Origin of the sequence: Commensalibacter sp. M0133 (genome assembly GCF_016101485.1) — a bacterium.
In the GTDB taxonomy this organism is placed as follows: domain Bacteria; phylum Pseudomonadota; class Alphaproteobacteria; order Acetobacterales; family Acetobacteraceae; genus Commensalibacter; species Commensalibacter melissae.
Genome location: NZ_JACFQI010000004.1, coordinates 140184 through 160531, shown reverse-complemented (window position 1 = coordinate 160531; position 20348 = coordinate 140184). Strand labels below are relative to the sequence as shown.

The window sequence follows — 20348 nt, the reverse complement described above, 5'->3', positions numbered from 1 at the left end:
ATCCTGAAAAAACTTGATTACAAGAATGAAAATGCTTATCTTAATGATGTCCAGTAAATGGATGATAATTAAATAACGACGTTCTTGGGGCGAGGTGTAATTCCTCACCGACGGTAAGAGAATATCATGTTCTTAAGCCCGTGAGCGCCTGTATTGTAATAATGCAGGGTCAAGCAGATTTTGGTGCGATTCCAAAGCCGACGGTTACAGTCCGGATGAGAAAGAACGATATAATTTACCTTTTACGTTTCGTTAATAACGTGAAGAAGGTATGTTATGGAGTGCCCGCGTGCGTCTAGAGATAGGAACTAGAAATGCAAGCACGCTTAGGTTCGGTTTCACAGGCTGAACAATTAAAAATGAATGAGGGAATTGATTTACCCGAAGCAATCTCTAATGCTTTTTCATATGCTATACGCGAAGCTTTACTTTATGTTGGGCAGACAGCGCCTAATCCTCCTGTTGGATGTGTAATTTTAGATCAACAGGGTAAAATCCTTGCTACTGCAGCCCATCATGAGGCAGGTAAGCTACATGCCGAAGCGTTGGCATTGCGGCAATGTCGTGTTGCAGGTGTTTGGGATAAAATTCATGATGTTATAGTAACGTTAGAACCCTGCAACCATATAGGGCGTACGCCACCTTGTTCTGAATCATTATTACGAACTCCGGCCCGTCGTATATGGGTGGGAGTTGCTGATCCCAATCCTAATGTTTGTGGTGCTGGTAATGAACGGTTAAGACAAGGCGGCAAAGAAGTTTTTTTGTTAAGAGATCTTTGCGGTAAAAAATCTCTTTACTGGCAAAAAAAATGTGAGGATCTTATTGCTCCGTTTATTCAATCTGTGTCAAGAGGGAAAGCCTGGATAACGGTTAAACAAGCTCTTGATGTTGCAGGCTCCATGATTCCACCAATAGGGAAAAAGACATTCACCTCTTTTACATCCCTATGTCAGGCTCATCAATTGCGGCGTGGAACTGAGGCGATTATAACAGGTGTGAATACGATTAAAGAGGATAATCCCTCTTTCACCGTGCGCTATGTCCCTGATCACCCGGATCGAAAACGCTTGTTGATTATTTGCACTAAACAGCAAAAGCCTCTAGAGAAAATTGTCCCTGTAAATTATATCAAAAATGCTGAAAAAAATAATTTTTCTCTTGTTACATGTTCAAAAATTGATGATTTACCATATTTATTACATAATCATAATATATTATGGGGAATGGTTGAAGGAGGGCCACAGTTATTGCAAGTCATTCGTCAAAAGAAACTTTGGGATGAATGGCTTATATTTCGAAAACAAAATAAAGGGGATGATCAGTTAAAGTTAATTTCTAACCATCTTGCTTCACCTACGCGATTACTTTTATCCCATTTCAATTTTGTTGACTTTTCGAAAAGAAAGGAGGGCACATTATGTTCTCTGGTATCATAGAGTTTCTTGGTGTTGTTTCAGCTGTTAAATATGAAAAGCAGGATTTAAAAATTCAAGCTATGGAAATTAAGATTAAAACTGGTATACCAGATTTGATTCTTGGTGAAAGTGTTGCCGTAAATGGTGTATGCTTGACGGTGACAAAACTAGGTACGAATGATGAAGCTTCCTTTTTTATCAGTTCAGAAACTTTAGATCGTACGAATCTATATGTTTTAATTGAAAATATGAAAGTAAATCTGGAACGGGCCGTAACACCTTCCACCCGGCTTTCTGGTCACATTGTTCAGGGGCATGTAGATGCAACTGGCCGTATTTTCAAAATTGAACAGAAAGGTGAGGCACATCAATTATTTGTCGCTTTACCTTCTTCATTACGTAAGTATGTTGTGGAAAAAGGTTCAATAGCCATAGATGGTGTCAGTTTAACTATTAACGGGATAAAAGAAACAGCCGAAGAAAATCACGGAATAAATGAGTTCCTGATTGATTTGATGATTATTCCGCATACTTGGAACCATACACGGCTCGGCTTGTTAAAGGTTGATGACATTGTCAATATCGAGGTTGATATCATTTCAAAATACGTGGAAAATCTATGTCAAGTTCAAAAGTGAATCAAACTTTAAGTGCGGAATTGAAACATGCTGTTTCTGCCTTGCAAAATGGGCAGATGGTTTTGTTGGTTGACGATGAGGGACGTGAAAACGAAGGTGACCTAGTTGCTGCCGGGCAATTTGTAACGCCTGAGATCGTTAATTTTATGATTACGAATGCCAAAGGTTTACTTTGTATGCCTTTACAACGTGAGCTGGCGCAGAAACTTCGTTTACCATTAATGGTTCAACACAATACCTCACCACATGAGACAGCTTTTACAGTCTCTATAGAAGCAAAAGAGGGCATTACAACAGGTATTTCTGCTTCGGATCGTGCAAAAACCTTTGAAGTGGTTGCAAGGGATTGCGTCACTGCGCAGGATATTATTTGTCCCGGTCATGTTTTCCCCTTAATTGCCGATCCTAATGGTGTTTTATCCAGAAATGGACATACGGAAGGCTCGATTGATCTATTAAAAATCGCTGGATTGAAGCCTATTGCCGCAATTTGTGAGATTGTCAAAGATGATGGATCAATGGCAAGAATGCCGGAGCTTCGTCAGTTTTCTGAAAAATATGGTATTCCAATCGTTACAATTGCTGAAATTATACGTTGGCGTGAACAGTATGACGCGAAAAAATTGGATTCCGTATCTTCATTGGTGAAAGCGGGAACAAGAGCCCATTTACCCAATTGTTATGGTGGAGAGGATTTTAAGGTTCAGGCATTCATAGACTTGAAGGGTAATGAACATCTGGCCGTTATGAAAGGAGACTTTCCATTTCATCAAACCAATGAACAAATTCCCTTGGTTCGTCTGCATTCAGAATGTTTGACAGGGGATGTGTTTGGTTCTTTGCGATGTGATTGCGGTCCCCAATTACATCAGGCCTTGAAAATGATTGGTGAATCTGAATGTGGTGTTCTGTTATATTTATGCGGTCATGAAGGTCGTGGAATAGGGCTTTTTAATAAGGTTGAGGCTTACGCATTACAGGAAAAAGGGTTTGATACGGTCGAAGCGAATCATCAATTGGGTTTTTTGACTGATATGCGTGACTGGAAAGTTGCTGGTGCCATTTTAAAAAAACTTGGTATCAAATCTTTAAATTTAATGACGAATAACAAGAACAAGGTTGAAATGATGAAAAAACAGGGTTTTGAAATTCGTCATCGTGTTTCATTGGAAATTGATGCTAACCCTTTTAACAGTCAATATTTAAAAACAAAACGAGATCGTATGGGGCATCTTTTAACCCATTTATCTGAAATATAAATTTCAGTTAGAGTTTATAACTAGTGAATAAAGGTTTTTACATGATAAAACAAGCTCCTCAATCAATACAGAAATTTTCATTTTCCAAGCCACCACGGATCGCAATAGTTGTTAGCCGGTTTAATCAAACAGTAACGAATGGATTGTGTCAAGGAGCACAGGAATGGTTGTCTGAACATCAAATTCCTTTTTATCAAGAAGATTTATATTATGCACCTGGAGCTTTTGAATTGCCTTTAATCGCACAAAAACTAGCCAAGTCAGGTAAATATGATGGTGTTGTATGTTTGGGGTGTGTAATTAAGGGAGATACAGCGCATTTTGAATTTATCAGTCTGGGTGCAACTATCGGATTGATGCAGGCCAGTTTGCATACAGAAGTTCCTATCAGTTTTGGTGTTTTAACCACTTATACTTCGGAACAGGCACAAATCCGTTCTGAAGAAAATAAGGAGAATAAGGGTCGCGAGGCTGTGGCAGCCTGTATTGAAAGTTTGGCTTTATTACAAAAAATTTAAATTTCTCAAGTATTTAATTTTTCTTGGTAATTGGCTTGATCAATTATCAAGAAAGAAAAAAGCTGCATTATTTTTTATATATTAATTGAGAATAATTATTAATTGCATAACATTGATTGTATCTTGAATGAATTTTTATTATTTTTGGGATTTAAATATATAAAAAAAAGGAGTAGTTATGTTTTTCAGTTTTAAAAAAATTAAACTGCCAGAAGAATTCGTCATATGGAAAAGTTAATAATCCAAAATTCAGAATATTGAAATCGAACCATAATGAAAATTTCTGAATTGTTATTCCTTTTTTATAAGTTGTTACAAAATTGATTTATATAATGGATGTTGAATGTTTTTAGATGAAAGCTATTTTCTTCTATTGTTTCAATTAAAAGATATAACATATTTATAAATCTATAGAGTTTTGAATTCTTCTGTATTGTACGAAAAGGATGTGTTGCCGGAATGGTTTCTGCATTGATTAGACGGATTGTTGAATTTTGCTCACGTCATGCATGGCTTGTTTTTATAGTTTATCTGTTGCTGGCAATTGTATCTATTTTTGTAACAAGTAAGAAACTGGATATAACTACTGATACTACCAAGATGTTTTCCACGAAAATGCCTTGGAAGCAGCGATCGGACTGGATGGGAAAGAATTTCCCAAATCGAGAGGGAATTTTAGTTGCGATTATTGAGGCCAAAATTCCGGAAGAAAGGGAATTAAGTGCAGAAATCCTTGTTAATCAGTTAAATCAGGATAAAAAACATTTTTATTTTGCTAGTTCACCAGAAAATAATCCTTTTCTTGTTAAAAACGGATTGATGTTCCTTGATCCTCCAGTGTTGGATCAAACATTGAATACAATAATTCGTGCACAACCTTTTTTGAGTAGTCTTGCCGCGGATACTTCTGCACGAGGATTATTTGATACGTTGGGTATGGTTGTAGAAGGTATTAAGGAAAATCAGGTTGATCTGGAACAGTATAAAAATGAATTAAATGGATTTGCTAAAACATTAGAGAAAGCATCACAAAGAGATTTTGAACCTTTTTCATGGGAGAAAAGTCTTTCTGGAGAACTTTCAAGTTTGGCTGGTCGATATCAAATCGTAGTGGCAAAACCAAAAATGGATTTAACCTCCTTGCAACCTTCAGGGGAGGCTGTTGCGTCATTAAAAAAAGCCATTTCTTCCATATCATATGTTCAAAGAGGAGATGTGAAGATTCATATTACAGGAGATGCAAAAATCAATGATGAGGAATTTTCCACGGTCATGGATGGCATGGTTCTCGGTCTTTTTGCCTCTTTTGTATTGGTTGCGGGCTGGTTATTCCTTGCGGTAAAAACCTGGCGTATTATTTTACCCATACTATATGTGTTATTGATCGGTTTGATTCTTACAACAGGTTTTGCTTCAATTGCGGTGGGCACGTTAAACCTTATATCCGTTTCTTTCGCAATTTTGTTTGTCAGTATTGCTGTTGATTTCGCAATCCAGTTTTCTGTTCGTTTCAGGGGGCAAGATATTCAAGCGGATGACAATACCAATAAAAGGCAATCAACTTTATTGGCATTGTCTAAAACAGGATATGATACAGGTCATCAGATATTTACAGCTTCTGTTGCAGCAGCAGCAGGTTTTCTGGCGTTTACTCCGACAAATTTTGTTGGGGTTAAGCAGCTTGGCTTAATTGCTGGCACGGGTATGATTATTGCCTTGATCTGCACGTTAACACTTTTGCCAGCCATGTTAACAATTTTACAGCCAAAAATAGTTCAAGCTATGGCTGGTTTTCCCAGATTGAAAAGTTTGGATAATAAATTTCGACATTATCGTTGGTATGTCCTTGCTGTTTATGCAGTGATTGCTGTTATCGGCATTTTCTTTCTGGTTGATCAAAAGGTCAGCTTTGATGCAGACCCATTTCATACCAAGGATACCCATTCTGAAGGGATGAAGGCTTTACAGTTATTGATGAATGATCCGAATACTAATCCTTATACAGCAGATGTAATGGCTAAATCTCCTGAAGAGGCAAAAAAACTCGTAGATCAGATTGGTCAGCTTTCTTCAGTGCAAAATGTTATTTGGCTTGGATCTTTTGTTCCGGAAGATCAAAAAATTAAAATTCCAATGATCAGGGATGCAGCGTCGGTCTTGTTAAACACTTTGTCAAACACATCAATCAAATCCAGACCATCAGCATTGGAATTACGTCAGTCTATGCAGAAAATGTTGGATAAACTCAATTCGGTGCAAAATATACTGACGTCTGATAGTCCATTGGAAAGAATACGTCTTGCATTGCAAAAAATTGTCAGTATGTCTGATAATGACCTCATGAAAATCAATGATGATCTGGTTCGTTTTCTTGGTTTTCAATTGCACCATCTGGAAATTATGTTAACGCCATCAGCCGTTTCTTTAACTGATGTTCCCAAAGAGTTGGCAAATGAATATCGAACAAAAGATGGATTATACAGGATAGAGATTTATCCAAAAGGCACAAATCTTGATAATGAACAAATTGCAACGTTTGTTAAACAAATTCGTTCCGTTGCTCCTGAAGCGGCCGGAACTTCCGTTGATATCATAGAAAGTGCAAATACAGTGGTTCATGCTTTTATTATCGCGGCGGTTATGGCGATAATAACTTTGGCCATCATTATATTTATCGCATTACGTCGAATATTGGATATGTGTCTTGTATTAATGCCTTTGATATTGTCAGGACTTATGACAATTATTGTGATTGTCTTAATCGATCAGCCTTTGAATTTTGCCAATATCATTACATTACCGCTTTTACTTGGAGTTGGTGTATCCTTTAATATCTATTTTGTAATGAATTGGCGTGAAGGACTATCGAATCCCTTATCATCGCCAACTGCTAGAGCGGTTCTATTTTCAGCTTTAACAACTGGAACGGCTTTTGGATCTTTGGCAGCTTCAGCCCATCCTGGAACAGCGAGTATGGGGTTATTACTATTGATATCCCTAGGATGTACATTGGTGGCGACATTAATATTTGTTCCTGCGTTATTACCCAAACGGGATATCGATAGGGAATAAATCTATTGGGATGTTTCATTCCAATAGATTATATAGAGGTAAGGGTTAGAAACAGGCCTGAATGAATTTTTGAAAAGCTAGAGCACGGTGACTAATTGAATTTTTTTTCGAATCAGACATTTCTGCAAAAGTTAACGGGTTATTTAATGGTTGAAAAACGGGATCATATCCATGACCGTATTGTCCACGGGGAGGCCAAATAAAATTACCGTCAACTTTTCCTTCAAATTCATATGTTTTACCGTTTGGATATGCAAGGGATAGCACACAGATAAAATAAGCCGATTTATCAGGAATGGACTGTAATTTATCATGCATTTTTTGCATGGCCATAGAATAATTCTTACGGGGTCCCGCCCAACGAGCAGAATATAAACCAGGATCCCCATTCAATCCATTAAGGCAAAAACCGGAATCATCTGCCAAAGCAATCATGTTTGAGGCATAACTGGCTTGTAAAGCTTTCAAGCGGGCATTTTCATGAAAGGTTGTCCCTGTTTCTTCAGGTTCTGTCAGATTAAGTTCACCTGCCGAATGAATTCTTAATGAAAAATTGGAAAGTAATTGATGAATTTCCTTTATCTTGCCTGGGTTATGGGTGGCGAGAACAAGTTCTGTATCAGGAATAATTTTAGGTGGAAGCGAAAACATTTAAATTCTTTCATCATTCAAAAATTAAATATGTTTAAATGAGAATTATCTCTGATTAAATTATAATGCCATAATAATTTGTTTAAAATTAGAATAAATATAAGGTTATGATTTAATGTACAATAAAATAATATCTCAAGATTTATTGCGACAATTATTTTTAATATGATCTAATAAAATTTCATACTGAATAGATAAAATTCATTATTAAAAATATTACTTTATATCATTCTGATAGATAATTTATTTTTCTAAAGTGGTATTTATTTTATAAATCATTTAATTTTAATAATTAATGAATGATTTATGATAGGAAAAAAGAATGCAGTCAATTGATGCGGCTTTAGCAGGTAATTTTCAATTTGATCACCAAATCAAGATTAATCGAATGGGATTTGGTGCGATGCGTATTGTTGGTAAAGGTGTATGGGGGGAACCTGAAAATCGTAAGGAAGTTATTGCAACTTTATATCGTACGTTAGAATTGGGGATTAATTTTATCGACACGGCAGATAGCTATGGTCCTTTTATCAGCGAAGAATTAATTTGCGAAGCACTTTATCCTTATCCGAAAAATTTATTGATTGGCACAAAAGGGGGGCACACTCGGCATGGGCCGGATATTTGGCGACCCATTGGCAGTCCAGATTATTTACGTCAATGTGTTTTAATGAGTATGCGTCGTCTAAAACTGGATCAAATCCGTTTATGGCAATTGCATCGTGTGGGGGAAGATACTTTTCCGGAATTACAGTTTGAAGCTATCGCCAAAATGCAGCAGGAGGGACTAATCGGTCATGTTGGGTTATCTGCCGTATCTGTAGGGATGATTAAACGTGCGTCAAAATTTTTCAAGGTTGCTTCCGTTCAGAACAAATATAATCTGGTTAATCGGGAATCAGAAGCCGTTGTTGATTTTTGTGATGAAAATAATATCGCTTTCATACCTTATGCACCTTTGGAACAGGGGGTGAAATTCACTGGTCCTGTTCTTGAAGAAATTATGAACAAAAAACACGCCTCAGCCCGTCAGATAGCGTTGGCCTGGCTATTAAAACGTTCAAAAATCATTGTTCCCATTCCCGGAACGGGTTCCGTTCAACATTTAGAGGAAAATACAGCAGCGGTGAATGTTAATTTGACGGATGATGAATGGACAAAACTTGATTTGGAGGGGAAAAAGATTTGGGATAAACAAAAAAAATCTGCAAAATTATATTTGTAAACCGAATAAAAGATCGACATATTCTTGGAATAACAACATAGTTGTTTTTTACTCATATTAAAAATGTTATATAAGAATAACTCCTAATAATCGAGTTTTCACAATTGATGTAGAGTTTTTTTTATGTCTTCGAAAAATTCTGATCCGTCTAATACTGGTAATAAATATAGTAATTCAATTATAAAACGCCCCAGATACCGTATATGGCGGATGTTGGTTGGAATACTTGCAGGCTTGTTCCTTTTTATTCTTGCGGGAGGTGGATTATTTGCCTGGATAAAATATGAGGGAGCCGTACAGGATTTGCCTACTGTTGAGGGGTTGAAAAATTATGCCCCGCCTGTTATGAGCCGGATATATGCCAATAATGATCGTGTCATGGCAGAATTGGCATCAGAGCGGAGATTATTTGTTCCCATTACCCTTATTCCGGATCGGGTCAAGAACGCTTTTATCTCGACAGAGGACAAGAATTTCTATTCTCATGGCGGGATAGACCCCTTGGCAATTGTACGTGCGGTTGTACAAGATATGTTCCGTAAAACATCAGGTAAGCGTCTGGTGGGGGCCTCAACGATTACGCAACAGGTTGCGCGTAATATGTTGCTTAACAATAAGCGGAATTTGAATCGCAAGATTAAGGAAGCTATCTTGGCAATTCGAATTGAACAATCCCTGACCAAAGATCAAATTCTGGAAATTTATTTAAATGAAATTTATCTTGGTGATGGTGCCTACGGGGTTGCTGCGGCCGCACAAACTTATTTTCATAAAAATCTTGATCAGCTGACCGTGGCAGAAGCGGCCTATCTCGGTGGATTGCCGAAATCTCCTTATAATTATGATCTTTATCATCATCCAAAAGCAGGGCTGGAACGTCGTAATTTCGTTTTGAGCCGTATGGTAGAAACTGGTGCAATCAGCAAAGAAGTCCTGAAACAGGCAATGGATGAACCTCTGCAAGTGACACAATCTGTTATAAGACGTGGACCTTTGGCAGGAACACAATGGTTTTCCGAGGCTGTAAGGCGTGATCTGATAGATCGCTATGGAATGGATAAAACAATGCAGGGTGGTTTGGAAGTTCATACGAGTTTGGATCTGAAAAATCAAAATCTAGCAACAAGGTTAATGCAGCAGGCATTAATGAAATATGATCGGCAACATGGTTGGCGAGGTGCAATAAATCATTTAAATATTGAAGATGGAAAAGAATGGAGTGATTTGCTAGCCAGACAAAAAAATCCTGCCGGGATATTGGATGCATGGCGTGTTGCCATTGTTTTGAATAGTAGTACGGGAAAAGTTGGATGGTTGGAGAATAAGAATGAGAAATTGGCTTTATTGGAAAATAAGGATGTAAGTTGGACAAAGAGTTCTTCTCATCCATTAAAAATGGGCGATGTTGTTTTAATTGAGCCTTTGGCTGATAATGGTAAAGTCGCCTTGCGTCAGGTTCCTCTGATAGAAGGTGCGTTAATTTCTGTTGATGTTCAGACAGGCCGCGTTTTATCCATGTTTGGTGGATGGTCATTTGCTGAGTCACAGTTTAATCGAGCGACACAAGCTCAACGACAACCAGGCTCTTCTTTCAAACCCATAGCTTATCTGGCGGGGATGGAACAAAATATTCCGCCATCTCAGATTTTTATGGATTCCCCTTTTTCAGCAGGTAGCTGGCATCCAAACAACTATGAAAAAACATTCTGGGGGCCAACAGCGTTACATAATGGCTTACGTTATTCAAGGAATTTGGTCACCATTCGTTTGGCCGCTCAAGTCGGGATGAATGCTATTTCAAATTTGGCAATTGAATTAGGTGAAGTGGATTCAATGCCTAAGGTTTTACCTGCCGTTTTGGGTGCTGTGGAGACAACGGTTTTCCGTCATGCTGGTGCCTATGCAAGTATTGCGGCAGAGGGGTTGTTAACAAAACCAACCTTAATTGACTATATTCAGGATCGGAATGGAAAGGTAATCTGGCATTCAGATGTCTTGCAGTTGGAACATTCGGAAGATCCAGATAGGCTTCCCCTTATTATTGATCATCGTAAACGTGTTGCATCAGCTCAAAGTTCCTATCAAATTATAACCATGATGGAAGACGTGATGAAACGTGGAACCGGTATGTCGGCAGCGCGTGGCATAGATCGTCCACTTGCCGGCAAGACAGGAACCAGTCAGGATTTTAATGATGCGTGGTTTGCAGGATTTTCACCGGATGTCGTGACAGTAGTATGGTTTGGGTTTGATCAGCCAAAAACATTGGGAAAAGGTATGTCTGGCGCTGTTGTTGCCGCGCCAGTTTGGAATGAATTCATGAAAAACATTCTGTCTAATCGTCCCAAACTTGTTTTTGCAAAACCAGAAGGTGTTTTTCTAGCAAGTTATGATACGAGTAAAGGAAGTGTAACCGATGCTTTCAAGGAAGGACAAACCCCGGGAATTAGCATCAATTTGAATAAGGGGGCAGCAACGGGTGAGTTGACAGCCCAGGATACAGGAGCTGAAAATATACCTGATTCTGAAGAGTCCATGGATAGTAATGAGGGGATTGCATCTCCATCTAATGAAGGAAGTGAAAAAAAGATTGGTGAAAAAACAGGTCAATCTTCATCTTCAGGTGAAGGGGAAGATATAGGTATGGGTGGATTATATTAAGGTTGACCTTGTATTTTTATTAAAATCTTGTTAATTGGATTAATAATTAATTGCATTTAAGGTAAATAAAGGAAACGAGTATGTCTGCGGAGAGTGATACACTCCAACAAACAATAGAGCAGTCTTTAGAACTGCTGAGGAGGCATCTTTGACTGGGATACAGCTAAAGATCGTCTAGCCGAGTTAAATAACCGCATTGAAGATCCCAATCTATGGGATGATGCGGAAAATGCGCAAAAGATTATGCAGGAAAGAACAGGGCTTGCCAATCAAATTGAGCGGGTTGAACGGTTGGAGCAGGATTGCAAGGAAAATCTTGACCTAATTGCGTTGGCTGAACAGGACAATGACATGGAAATTGTTCAGGATGCCTTGCAACAATTGCAATCAATGGAAAAAGAAGTTAAACGTCTTGAATTGGAAAGTTTACTTTCTGGTGAAGCCGATCGGAATGACTGTTATCTGGAAGTGAATTCCGGGGCAGGAGGCACGGAAGCGCAGGATTGGGCTGAGATGATGTTAAGAATGTATACACGTTGGGCCGAACAACATGGTTATAAGGTAACCATGTTGGAAAGTACTGAAGGGGAACAGGCTGGTATAAAATCGGCAACATTGCAAATAAGCGGGATAAATGCCTATGGGTGGCTGAAAACTGAAGCGGGAGTTCATCGCTTGGTTCGTATTTCGCCTTTTGATTCAGCTAAAAGACGTCATACATCTTTTGCTTCTGTTTGGGTTTATCCAGTTATAGATGATTCAATTGATATTGAAGTAAATGAATCAGATTTGAAAATCGATACGTATCGTGCATCGGGTGCTGGCGGACAGCATATCAATAAAACGGAATCAGCCATAAGAATTACCCATGTTCCAACAGGAATTATTGTCGCTTGTCAAACGGATCGATCACAACATCGTAATCGGGCAACAGCAATGGAAATGTTGAAGGCCCGTCTATATGAATTGGAATTAAAAAAACGCGAGGAAGAGGCGGCACAGACAGAAGCCAATAAAACTGATATAGGTTGGGGTCATCAAATCCGTTCTTATGTTTTGGCACCCTATCAATTGGTGAAAGATTTGCGAACGGATGTGGAAAAAACCAATCCAGATGCTGTTCTGGACGGTGATCTGGATGATTTCATGGCAGCGGCACTGGCTTTAAGGGTGGGGGCAACACGTTCAGAAGCAAGTGCGAAAGCAACATGATAAAAAGGCTTTGTTAACAACTTTGACTAATAGTGATTTATCAGTGGATAAGTATTGAAGATGAGTAATTTCACAGGAAATGGAAAGTGATTCATGGTTAATCTTAATCAACGTCATCCTATTGAATCTATTGGTATTTTAATTCTTGTTATTTTGTTTCATATTTTTGGAATTCTTGGATTGTTGTTTCTGATGCATTCCAATAAAAAAGAAGATATGCCTGCTCCATTAGAAATAAGGGTTGTAGATGTATCTTCCGCAGCATCCTCAGCTTCCGCACAGGTTTCACAACCACCTGCACCGGAAATGATTGTTCCACCTCCAACAGAGATTGAGCCTCCCCCAATCAATACAGAAGCCCCTGTACAACCTAAACCGCCTAAAATTGTAAAAAAACAAGTCAAAAAAAGGGAACCGGCTGCCCAACCTGCAAAAAGCTCGGCATCCGATAGTCAAAATCAAGGGAATATGAATGGTACATCTGGTGAGGGGATGTCGAATACTCCAAATGATGGTCCTCCTGACAGAAGTGCTGGCAGCCGTGCACTTAATGGTGTTAAAATGAATTATCCTCCTGATATGGAAGCGGCGGGTAAGGAAGGTCGGGTTATACTATCCTGTGATATTGAAGCGGATGGTCATACCAATAATTGTAATGTAATTGAAGCCAAGGGAGGAAACTCGTTTAAAGAAGAGGCTCTACGTTATGTGGCTTCTGCCCGTTATCGTCCAGCCACACGCAATGGTATGCCGGTAAAAGAGAAAAACCATCGTCTTACAATCAGTTTTAAATTAGGTGCTGGATAAATGGTTCATTTATTTTGGATTGGATATGTCAAGCAATCACCTTAAATGCAAATAAAGATAAAATTTCTTTAAATTTAGTTACGATAATGTCGAAAAATATGAATAAATTTACCAAACAATATATTGGGCAGACCAACATTGATAATCTGTGCTTTCATGATATGAATTTTTATGACAAAAATTTTAGGGATGGTTTAGTTGATGCTTTAAATATTTGTAAAAATATATTTAAGGAACATGATCGTCACGTTATTGGGTTATCAAAAATCAATCCCAGAGCGTCACCAATTCGATAACAGATATGGTATATAGGTTTGAAATGAACCTAGAATCAATTATAAGTTGATGGTTATTCATATCAATATAAAAATAAATAACGATGAATATGTTTATGTTGTCTGAGGTTGTTTAAAGAAATTACTGCCCAGTAAAATTAACGAAGGAATGTGTTAAATATGGATAAAAATAAAAGTTTATTTCGATTGATTCGTTTTAAATTCACTGTGATTGCCGCATTTTCTGGAATGCTCTGCCTGTCAGGTATAAACAATGGTTTTGCACAGCAGCCTCAGCAAAATATACCAACATCAACTGCACATGATAACTCCGCTTCTCAACCAATGCAAAATTCAGCGGGTAGCAACGTAAATCCAGTCGTTTCTTCGAGTATAGACAATCCAGTAAAACCGGAAGCTGTCCCTCAATCATCAGAAAATCCATATGGTTTAAAAGCTTTGTGGAAAGCGGGTGATATTGTTTCAAGGATAACATTGCTTGTGTTGGCAATAATGTCAGTAGGGAGCTGGTATGTAATCGTTGCAAAAATTGTTGTCCAAAACCGTGTAACGCGTGCTGGAAAAGAAGTGCGTGAAAAACAGTTCTGGCAACAAAACACTTTAAAAAAGGGTACGGAGAGTTTAGGTGGTAACTCTTCCTATCGATATATTTCTGAAAATGGTATTGATGCATTGATGCATTATGAAGGCTCCTTGCAAGAAACGATTGATTTATACAGCTGGGTGTCCATGGCCTTACATAGAGCGCTTGACACGATACAGGGACAATTGCAAGGCGGTCTGGCTTTTTTGGGAACGGTTGGATCCACTGCCCCTTTTGTAGGATTGTTCGGAACAGTCTGGGGTATTCATCATGCCTTGACCGCCATTAGTATCGCTGGACAGGCTACATTGGATAAGGTTGCCGGTCCTGTAGGCGAGGCTTTAATTATGACAGCAATTGGTTTGGCTACGGCTGTTCCTGCTGTTCTGGGATATAATTTCCTGGTTCGTCGCAATAAAGTGATTATGGATCAAACTCGCAATTTTGCTGCAGATGTTCAAACAGTCTTACTTGGGGGAAACCTGAATAATAAAAAAGCGATCCTCGAGCAAGGAAAGAGAGGCCCATGAGCTTTAATTTGAATGGTAATCGTGGTGTGAGGGATTTTATCAGCGCGGAAGGGGATAATGATGAGGTGGTATCCGAAATCAATACAACCCCCTTGGTTGATATCATGCTTGTACTACTGATTATCTTTTTAATCACTATTCCTGTTGCCACACACGCTGTAAAGGTTGATATTCCAGAACGTAACAGTCATTTAACTCAAACCAAGGTAGGAAATATAGCCCTTGTCATTAAGGCGGATGGTCAGGTATTTTGGAATGAACAGCTATTACCTGATGAGAATGCATTAAAGGCAAAATTGGCTTCGGTAGCATCTTTACATCCTCAGCCCCAAATTCAAGTTTGGGGAGACATACAGGCAAAATTTGAGAAAGTTGGTCAGGTTATCCAGGATTGTCAGCAAGCCGGGATCAGTCGGGTTGATTTTATTACGAAACCCATTAGGAAATAGTAATACGGTATAGGGTTAAGCCAGATTATATGATTGAAAAGGATATAGTATAATGCGTTCATTACGTTCTGGACATGCTCGCAGAATCATGATTCAGCAAGGTGAAAAGGAAGAAGAGGTCATGGTAAATATTAACACGACCCCCTTGATTGATGTAATGCTGGTTTTATTGGTAATGTTGATCATAACTATTCCCCTACAGACGCAATCCGTACAATTGGCCTTGGGAAGAGCAGTTCCAGTAAATGAAACAGAACTTCCAAAAACGGTGACAATCGGTATTGATTTTGATAATAGTTTGTCGATTGATGATACTGCTATTTCCAATGAGGATGCGTTACTTGATCGTTTTCGTGAAATAGCTGCTAACTCTGACCAGCCAGTTGTTGTCGTAAAGCCCAATCGATTGGCCAATTATAAAAATGTTGCCATTGTTTTGGCTGATGCCCAACGGTTAGGAATAAAAAAGATAACAATTGCCAATCAACAGTAATGGATGAGGATAGATCGGGATATTAAACTATGAAACCTGTTACTTTATTGCGAAATTTATGGATGGTGGCTTTATTGGGAACTGCTGGAGGTTTATATTCAGTTTCTATTGAATCCAAAGAAGTGGTAAGCCAAAAAATGGCTGCTCCTTTAAAAAACATAGAACATCTTATGAAACAGGGAAAGATTGCCCAGGCCAATGCTGCGCTTAAGGAAGTTCAGACAATTCCAAATCCTTCCGCCTATGAAAAAAATATTATTGAACATTTGCGGATCGCTTTGGCAATCAAGCAGAATGATCTTGATGCAGCCTTTACCGGATATGATGAGTTGATTAATTCCACACGTACGTCTGCATCCGAAAAAATTCAAATAAGAATGGCGCAGGCCAGCCTTGCCTATCGAGCTCGACAATATGTGAAGGCAATAGAATATATTAAACAGTATTTTTTGGTTGGTGGTACCAACACACATATGAAAACATTGCTGATCCAGTCATATTTTCTCAACAATAACTATAAGGAAGCAATGACAGCTCAGCAAAAACAAATAGATGAAGAAATAAAAAATGGTCAGGTACCAGCTGAATCCCAGTGGCAAATTATGGCTAATTGCCAAGAAAAACTTGGAGATCAGGATGGTTTGCGACATAGTTACACGCAATTGGCTATGCATTATCCCAAAGCCGAATATTGGGGGCATATTATGGCGGCACTATCATCCAGCCGTGATTTATCACCCTCTGTCAAACTTGAAATACTCAATTTGCGTTTTAACATGAATTTAATGAGGACCAGTGAAGAATATATGGAAATGGCGGAAGTGGCAATGCAAGCCAATATGCCGCATTTCGCATTGAAAATCCTTGCGGCTGGTTATGACAAGGGAGTATTGGGTACGGATCATAACTCGACACGTGTTATGAGACTTAGGAAATTTATTCAGGATAAAATTAACGAGAATAAATCAGCGTTACCTGCAAAATTGGAAGCTTTCGAAAAGGCACCAAATGGTGATGATATGTTGATGCTTGGATATGATCAGGTTATGGACGGTAAAGGTCAGTCAGGTCTACTATTGATGAAGGAAGCACTGAAAAAAACGTTGAAAGATTCTAATGAGGCGTTGCTTCATTATGCAATGGCACAACTACAAGTTAACCAGAAAAATCAATCAATTCAAAATCTAAAATCTATCCAAGCACAGGGAGTTATAAAAGAAATTGCTGATTTATGGCTGATTAAATTACAGACAAAATCCTAAATCTTGAAATAGGATATATTGAAATACTAAGTAATTAATAATAATATGCTTTTTCGTGAAGAGGATAGTTTGCGATATTTTTAACAATTGTTTATTTATTTGCCTATTTTGATAAATCCACTTAAAAGGCATATTTCTTGATAGGTTTTTATTTGGGTAAAACCTGTTTATTTAAGGTGGAGGGATTAAGGAACTGGGAATGCTTATTCATACGGAAGAAACACCAAACAGTCATGCATTGAAATTCATTTTGGGTAAACCGATCCTTGATTCGAACCAGACAATTGATTTTACGAATAAAGAGGCTGCAAATATGTCGCCACTCGCATTGAGCCTGTTTGATGTTGAGGGAGTGAAACGTGTTTTTTTTGGTCACAATTTTATTGTTGTAACCAAAGATGAGAAAGTTTCTTGGTATGGGCTGAAATCAGCGCTAAGTGCTATCATCATGGATTTTCTCTTGATGAAAAGACCCGTTCTCGATAAAACTTCAAAAGTCAATGTGATCGAGATGGAAGTTGCACCTGAGGATCAAGCGGTTGTTGAGCAAATAAAATGGATATTAGATACGGAAATTCGCCCCTCTGTAGCCAAAGATGGTGGCGATATCATATTTTACGGTTATAAGGATGGATGTGTTTATTTAAGAATGCAGGGATCCTGTCAGGGGTGTCCCTCTTCAGCAATGACTTTGAAACATGGGGTGGAAGTGATCCTGCAGCGATATCTTTCTGAGGTTATTACTGTGGAGCAAGTAAGAATTTAATTTTATTTGCTAAAGAAAATATCAAAAAAATCTATGTTTCGGATCAATTCGGATGATTGAATTGGAAAAAAGAAATGGATGAAACATCTTCTTTGTCTATGGAATGTCTGGATCGTCTTTTTAATTTGGCACGGACGCCTAGGGGTTGGTTAAATAGGGATGTGGAAACTTCTGTTTTATATCAGCTTTATGACTTGGTAAAAATGGGTCCAACTTCTGCAAATTGCCAGCCGGCTCGGTTTACTTTTCTTAGTCATCCGGTAAGTAAGGAAAAATTGAGACCCGCCCTTACAGACGGGAATATTGATCTGGCACTATCCGCTCCTGTTATTGTTATTGTAGCATATGATCCAATATTTTATGAAAAATTACCGATTTTATATCCAACGGTTGAATTGAGATCATGGTATGCGGGAGACATGCCATTTGCTGAAGAGACGGCTTTGCGCAATTCTACTTTGCAGGGAGGATATATGATTGTTGCAGCTCGCTCATTGGGACTTGATGTTGCTCCCCTATCGGGTTTTGACAATACAATGGTGGATCGACTGTTTTTTGAAGAGCAGGGTTGGCATTCCAATTTTTTGATATGTTTGGGATACGGGAATAAGGAAAATATTGGGGAACGAAATGAAAGGCTTGCGTTTGAGGAAGCCTGCTTAATGTTGTAAATCTATGAAAAACGATAAAACAATTTTAGTCATTAATGGTGCCTCTGCATCTGAGCAGGCACCTAATTTTATTTCTGTTGTTGTTAAGGATAAAATATATAGGTTGGAATGTGAAAAAAAATCCTTTGAACGAGGTGCCCCAGAAAGATTTCCAATCTATTTCAATGAATTTGTGCGGAACGGTTATTTAGTCGCTAATAAGATTGATCTTATTTCTATTATTATTGGACCTGGATCTTTTACAGGATTGAGGGCTTCCATTGCATTCTCATTGGGATTGCAAACAGGGTTACATTGTCCGGTTGTCCCTTTACGCCGTGGTGAGGCGATTTTTCCATATATCGAAAAAGACTATTCTGGTAAATTAGTTTGGCATATGACCCTGGCCCGAAGAAATAGGGTATTTATTGAAACCAATCAAAAATCTGAAGTAAAAGCTTTCGATTTTGTTGATATACCATGGCCGGAAGAAGAAGTTATTTTGTCAGGTGAAGCGTTTCCAATTATAGAACCTCTTATTCCAACAAAAGTCAATTGGCGCAAATCCTCTATAAATGAGGCGGATGCCGTTATGATGGCCAAGATTGCGGATCATTATGATCAGGGTGATAAAGTTACGAATAAACTCTATCCTTTATATATAGATCCTCCCAAAGCGAGTTTACCTGCTGGTGGACTGCGAAAAGCACCAAAATAAAAATGCCGAGAGAATGAAGTGATGCCGATACAATTTATTACAGAGGGAAATGGTTTAGAATATCCATTGGCATTATTACATCAATCCGCTTTTCCAGAACATGAATATTGGAAACCTGAAGATTTCAAAACACTGATGGCTTTACCTACACATTCTGCATGTGTCTATATGGATAAAGAAAATGTAATGCTGGGTTTTCTATTTTACTCCAAAATTATTGATGAAGCGGAAATAGTTACTTTTGCTGTTTCCCCCCCTTTTCAGGGAAGAGGGATAGGCAAGGCCATTCTTGAGCAATTTATAAAAAAAATGAAAATGGAAAACATCAGATCAGTTTTTTTAGAAGTTGCTGAAGATAATAAAAAGGCATATCAGCTTTATTGTAATTATAATTTTGAAGTTCAAACAAAAAGGGTTGATTATTATGGTAAAAATAAGAATGCTTATCTTATGCTAAAGTCGTTATCCTAGAACGACTCTTGATAAATAGAGAAATATATCTTTTTTAATGATTTGAATTAAGTTATAAATAGTTTGAAGAAAGCTATCTTTTGAAGTTATAATTTTTGTTGAAAATTGACTTGGCAATTGTCCGTATTCCAGTTAGGGCGCATATAGGCTTCTTTGTAATAATTGAATGAATTGTATGACACGTGAAAAAATGAATAATTTATCTCATATAGAACGGTTATGTATTAAGAAAGGTCTGAAAATGACCGGGCAGCGACGTGTTATTGCCCATGTTCTTTCGCATGCCCATGATCATCCTGATGTTGAAGAGTTATATCGACGGGCTTCAAAATTGGATAATAATATCTCTGTAGCCACGGTCTATCGTACTGTTCGTTTATTGGAAGAAAAGGGTATTCTGGAAAAACATGATTTTGGTGGGGGACGTGCCCGTTATGAAGTGACTGAACAGGGAACGCATTATCATTTAATCGATGTTGATACTGGAAAAGTGATTGAATTTGAAGATCCTGAGCATATCAAGATGATCGAGATCATGGCGAAAAAATTAGGGTTCGAACTGGTTCAGCATCGGTTGGAACTGTTTGGGCGCCGTATTAAGACAGAACAAGATTCGTAATTTTTACAAGATATATATAAATTATTTTGGTTTATGATTTATATAGAAAG

20 protein-coding genes and 1 riboswitch are annotated in these 20348 nt (G+C 38.2%); of the genes, 19 read left to right on the top strand and 1 reads right to left on the bottom strand.

Annotation, left to right across the window (positions count from 1 at the left end; genetic code table 11):
• The first annotated feature begins 76 nt into the window (after window positions 1–76).
• A riboswitch (FMN riboswitch) is annotated at window positions 77–231 on the top strand.
• An 83-nt stretch (window positions 232–314) separates the two neighbouring features.
• The 5 genes from ribD (at window position 315) to H3T46_RS08065 (ending at window position 6905) form a co-directional block, all read left to right on the top strand.
• Entirely contained in the window at window positions 315–1439 is a 1125-nt protein-coding gene (ribD, locus tag H3T46_RS08085; protein WP_232349973.1) for a bifunctional diaminohydroxyphosphoribosylaminopyrimidine deaminase/5-amino-6-(5-phosphoribosylamino)uracil reductase RibD, read from the top strand.
• Window positions 1421–2056, top strand: a complete 636-nt coding sequence (locus H3T46_RS08080; protein ID WP_110438635.1) for a riboflavin synthase — start codon at window positions 1421–1423, stop codon at window positions 2054–2056. Before ribD ends, H3T46_RS08080 begins: the two co-directional genes overlap by 19 nt.
• Window positions 2038–3315: a 3,4-dihydroxy-2-butanone-4-phosphate synthase gene (ribB, locus tag H3T46_RS08075; protein ID WP_155580121.1), complete on the top strand. Its 1278-nt coding sequence runs from the start codon at window positions 2038–2040 to the stop codon at window positions 3313–3315. Before H3T46_RS08080 ends, ribB begins: the two co-directional genes overlap by 19 nt.
• Before the next feature lie 41 nt (window positions 3316–3356).
• Window positions 3357–3833, top strand: coding sequence for a 6,7-dimethyl-8-ribityllumazine synthase (ribH, locus tag H3T46_RS08070; RefSeq protein WP_155565079.1), 477 nt, complete (start codon window positions 3357–3359; stop codon window positions 3831–3833).
• Window positions 3834–4292: 459 nt separating this feature from the next.
• Window positions 4293–6905 (top strand): MMPL family transporter, encoded by a 2613-nt coding sequence (locus H3T46_RS08065; RefSeq protein ID WP_155580122.1) that lies wholly within the window; start codon window positions 4293–4295, stop codon window positions 6903–6905.
• 45 nt (window positions 6906–6950) lie between these two features.
• Here H3T46_RS08065 and rdgB read toward each other — a convergent pair whose 3' ends face one another.
• Window positions 6951–7556, bottom strand: a complete 606-nt coding sequence (gene rdgB, locus H3T46_RS08060; RefSeq protein ID WP_198196983.1) for an RdgB/HAM1 family non-canonical purine NTP pyrophosphatase — start codon at window positions 7554–7556, stop codon at window positions 6951–6953.
• A gap of 322 nt (window positions 7557–7878) precedes the next feature.
• Between rdgB and H3T46_RS08055 the strand changes: the two genes are divergently transcribed.
• From H3T46_RS08055 to H3T46_RS07990, 14 genes are all read left to right on the top strand, one after another.
• Window positions 7879–8781, top strand: a complete 903-nt coding sequence (locus H3T46_RS08055) for an aldo/keto reductase (RefSeq protein WP_155567803.1) — start codon at window positions 7879–7881, stop codon at window positions 8779–8781.
• 123 nt (window positions 8782–8904) lie between these two features.
• Window positions 8905–11442, top strand: coding sequence for a penicillin-binding protein 1A (locus H3T46_RS08050; protein ID WP_198196984.1), 2538 nt, complete (start codon window positions 8905–8907; stop codon window positions 11440–11442).
• Window positions 11443–11522: 80 nt separating this feature from the next.
• Window positions 11523–12654, top strand: a protein-coding gene (prfB, locus tag H3T46_RS08045) for a peptide chain release factor 2 (protein WP_110438641.1) whose coding sequence is annotated in 2 segments (ribosomal slippage) — window positions 11523–11591 and window positions 11593–12654 — 1131 coding nt in all. Because the reading frame shifts where the segments join, the coding sequence is not laid out codon by codon here.
• Window positions 12655–12747: 93 nt separating this feature from the next.
• Entirely contained in the window at window positions 12748–13461 is a 714-nt protein-coding gene (locus tag H3T46_RS08040; RefSeq protein ID WP_198196985.1) for an energy transducer TonB, read from the top strand.
• 86 nt (window positions 13462–13547) lie between these two features.
• Window positions 13548–13757, top strand: a complete 210-nt coding sequence (locus H3T46_RS08035) for a hypothetical protein (protein ID WP_155580126.1) — start codon at window positions 13548–13550, stop codon at window positions 13755–13757.
• 159 nt (window positions 13758–13916) lie between these two features.
• Window positions 13917–14870, top strand: coding sequence for a MotA/TolQ/ExbB proton channel family protein (locus H3T46_RS08030; protein WP_198196986.1), 954 nt, complete (start codon window positions 13917–13919; stop codon window positions 14868–14870).
• Complete coding sequence (locus H3T46_RS08025) at window positions 14867–15319, top strand: biopolymer transporter ExbD (protein ID WP_155568954.1); 453 nt, start codon at window positions 14867–14869, stop codon at window positions 15317–15319. Before H3T46_RS08030 ends, H3T46_RS08025 begins: the two co-directional genes overlap by 4 nt.
• 52 nt (window positions 15320–15371) lie before the next feature.
• Window positions 15372–15812: a biopolymer transporter ExbD gene (locus tag H3T46_RS08020; protein ID WP_230880467.1), complete on the top strand. Its 441-nt coding sequence runs from the start codon at window positions 15372–15374 to the stop codon at window positions 15810–15812.
• Window positions 15813–15841: 29 nt separating this feature from the next.
• Window positions 15842–17074, top strand: a complete 1233-nt coding sequence (locus tag H3T46_RS08015) for a lipopolysaccharide assembly protein LapB (RefSeq protein WP_198196987.1) — start codon at window positions 15842–15844, stop codon at window positions 17072–17074.
• A 199-nt stretch (window positions 17075–17273) separates the two neighbouring features.
• On the top strand, window positions 17274–17840 hold the full coding sequence (locus tag H3T46_RS08010) for a NifU family protein (protein WP_155566487.1): 567 nt from the start codon (window positions 17274–17276) through the stop codon (window positions 17838–17840).
• A gap of 74 nt (window positions 17841–17914) precedes the next feature.
• A complete protein-coding gene (locus tag H3T46_RS08005; RefSeq protein ID WP_198196988.1) occupies window positions 17915–18511 on the top strand; it encodes a malonic semialdehyde reductase in 597 nt (198 codons plus the stop codon).
• A gap of 4 nt (window positions 18512–18515) precedes the next feature.
• Window positions 18516–19208, top strand: coding sequence for a tRNA (adenosine(37)-N6)-threonylcarbamoyltransferase complex dimerization subunit type 1 TsaB (locus tag H3T46_RS08000; RefSeq protein ID WP_198196989.1), 693 nt, complete (start codon window positions 18516–18518; stop codon window positions 19206–19208).
• Between the two features lie 21 nt (window positions 19209–19229).
• Complete coding sequence (gene rimI / locus H3T46_RS07995; protein ID WP_155565091.1) at window positions 19230–19679, top strand: ribosomal protein S18-alanine N-acetyltransferase; 450 nt, start codon at window positions 19230–19232, stop codon at window positions 19677–19679.
• A gap of 175 nt (window positions 19680–19854) precedes the next feature.
• Window positions 19855–20298 carry a Fur family transcriptional regulator gene (locus H3T46_RS07990; RefSeq protein ID WP_110438649.1) on the top strand — a complete coding sequence of 148 codons (444 nt, stop codon included), beginning with the start codon at window positions 19855–19857 and terminating at the stop codon, window positions 20296–20298.
• Window positions 20299–20348 lie beyond the last annotated feature (50 nt).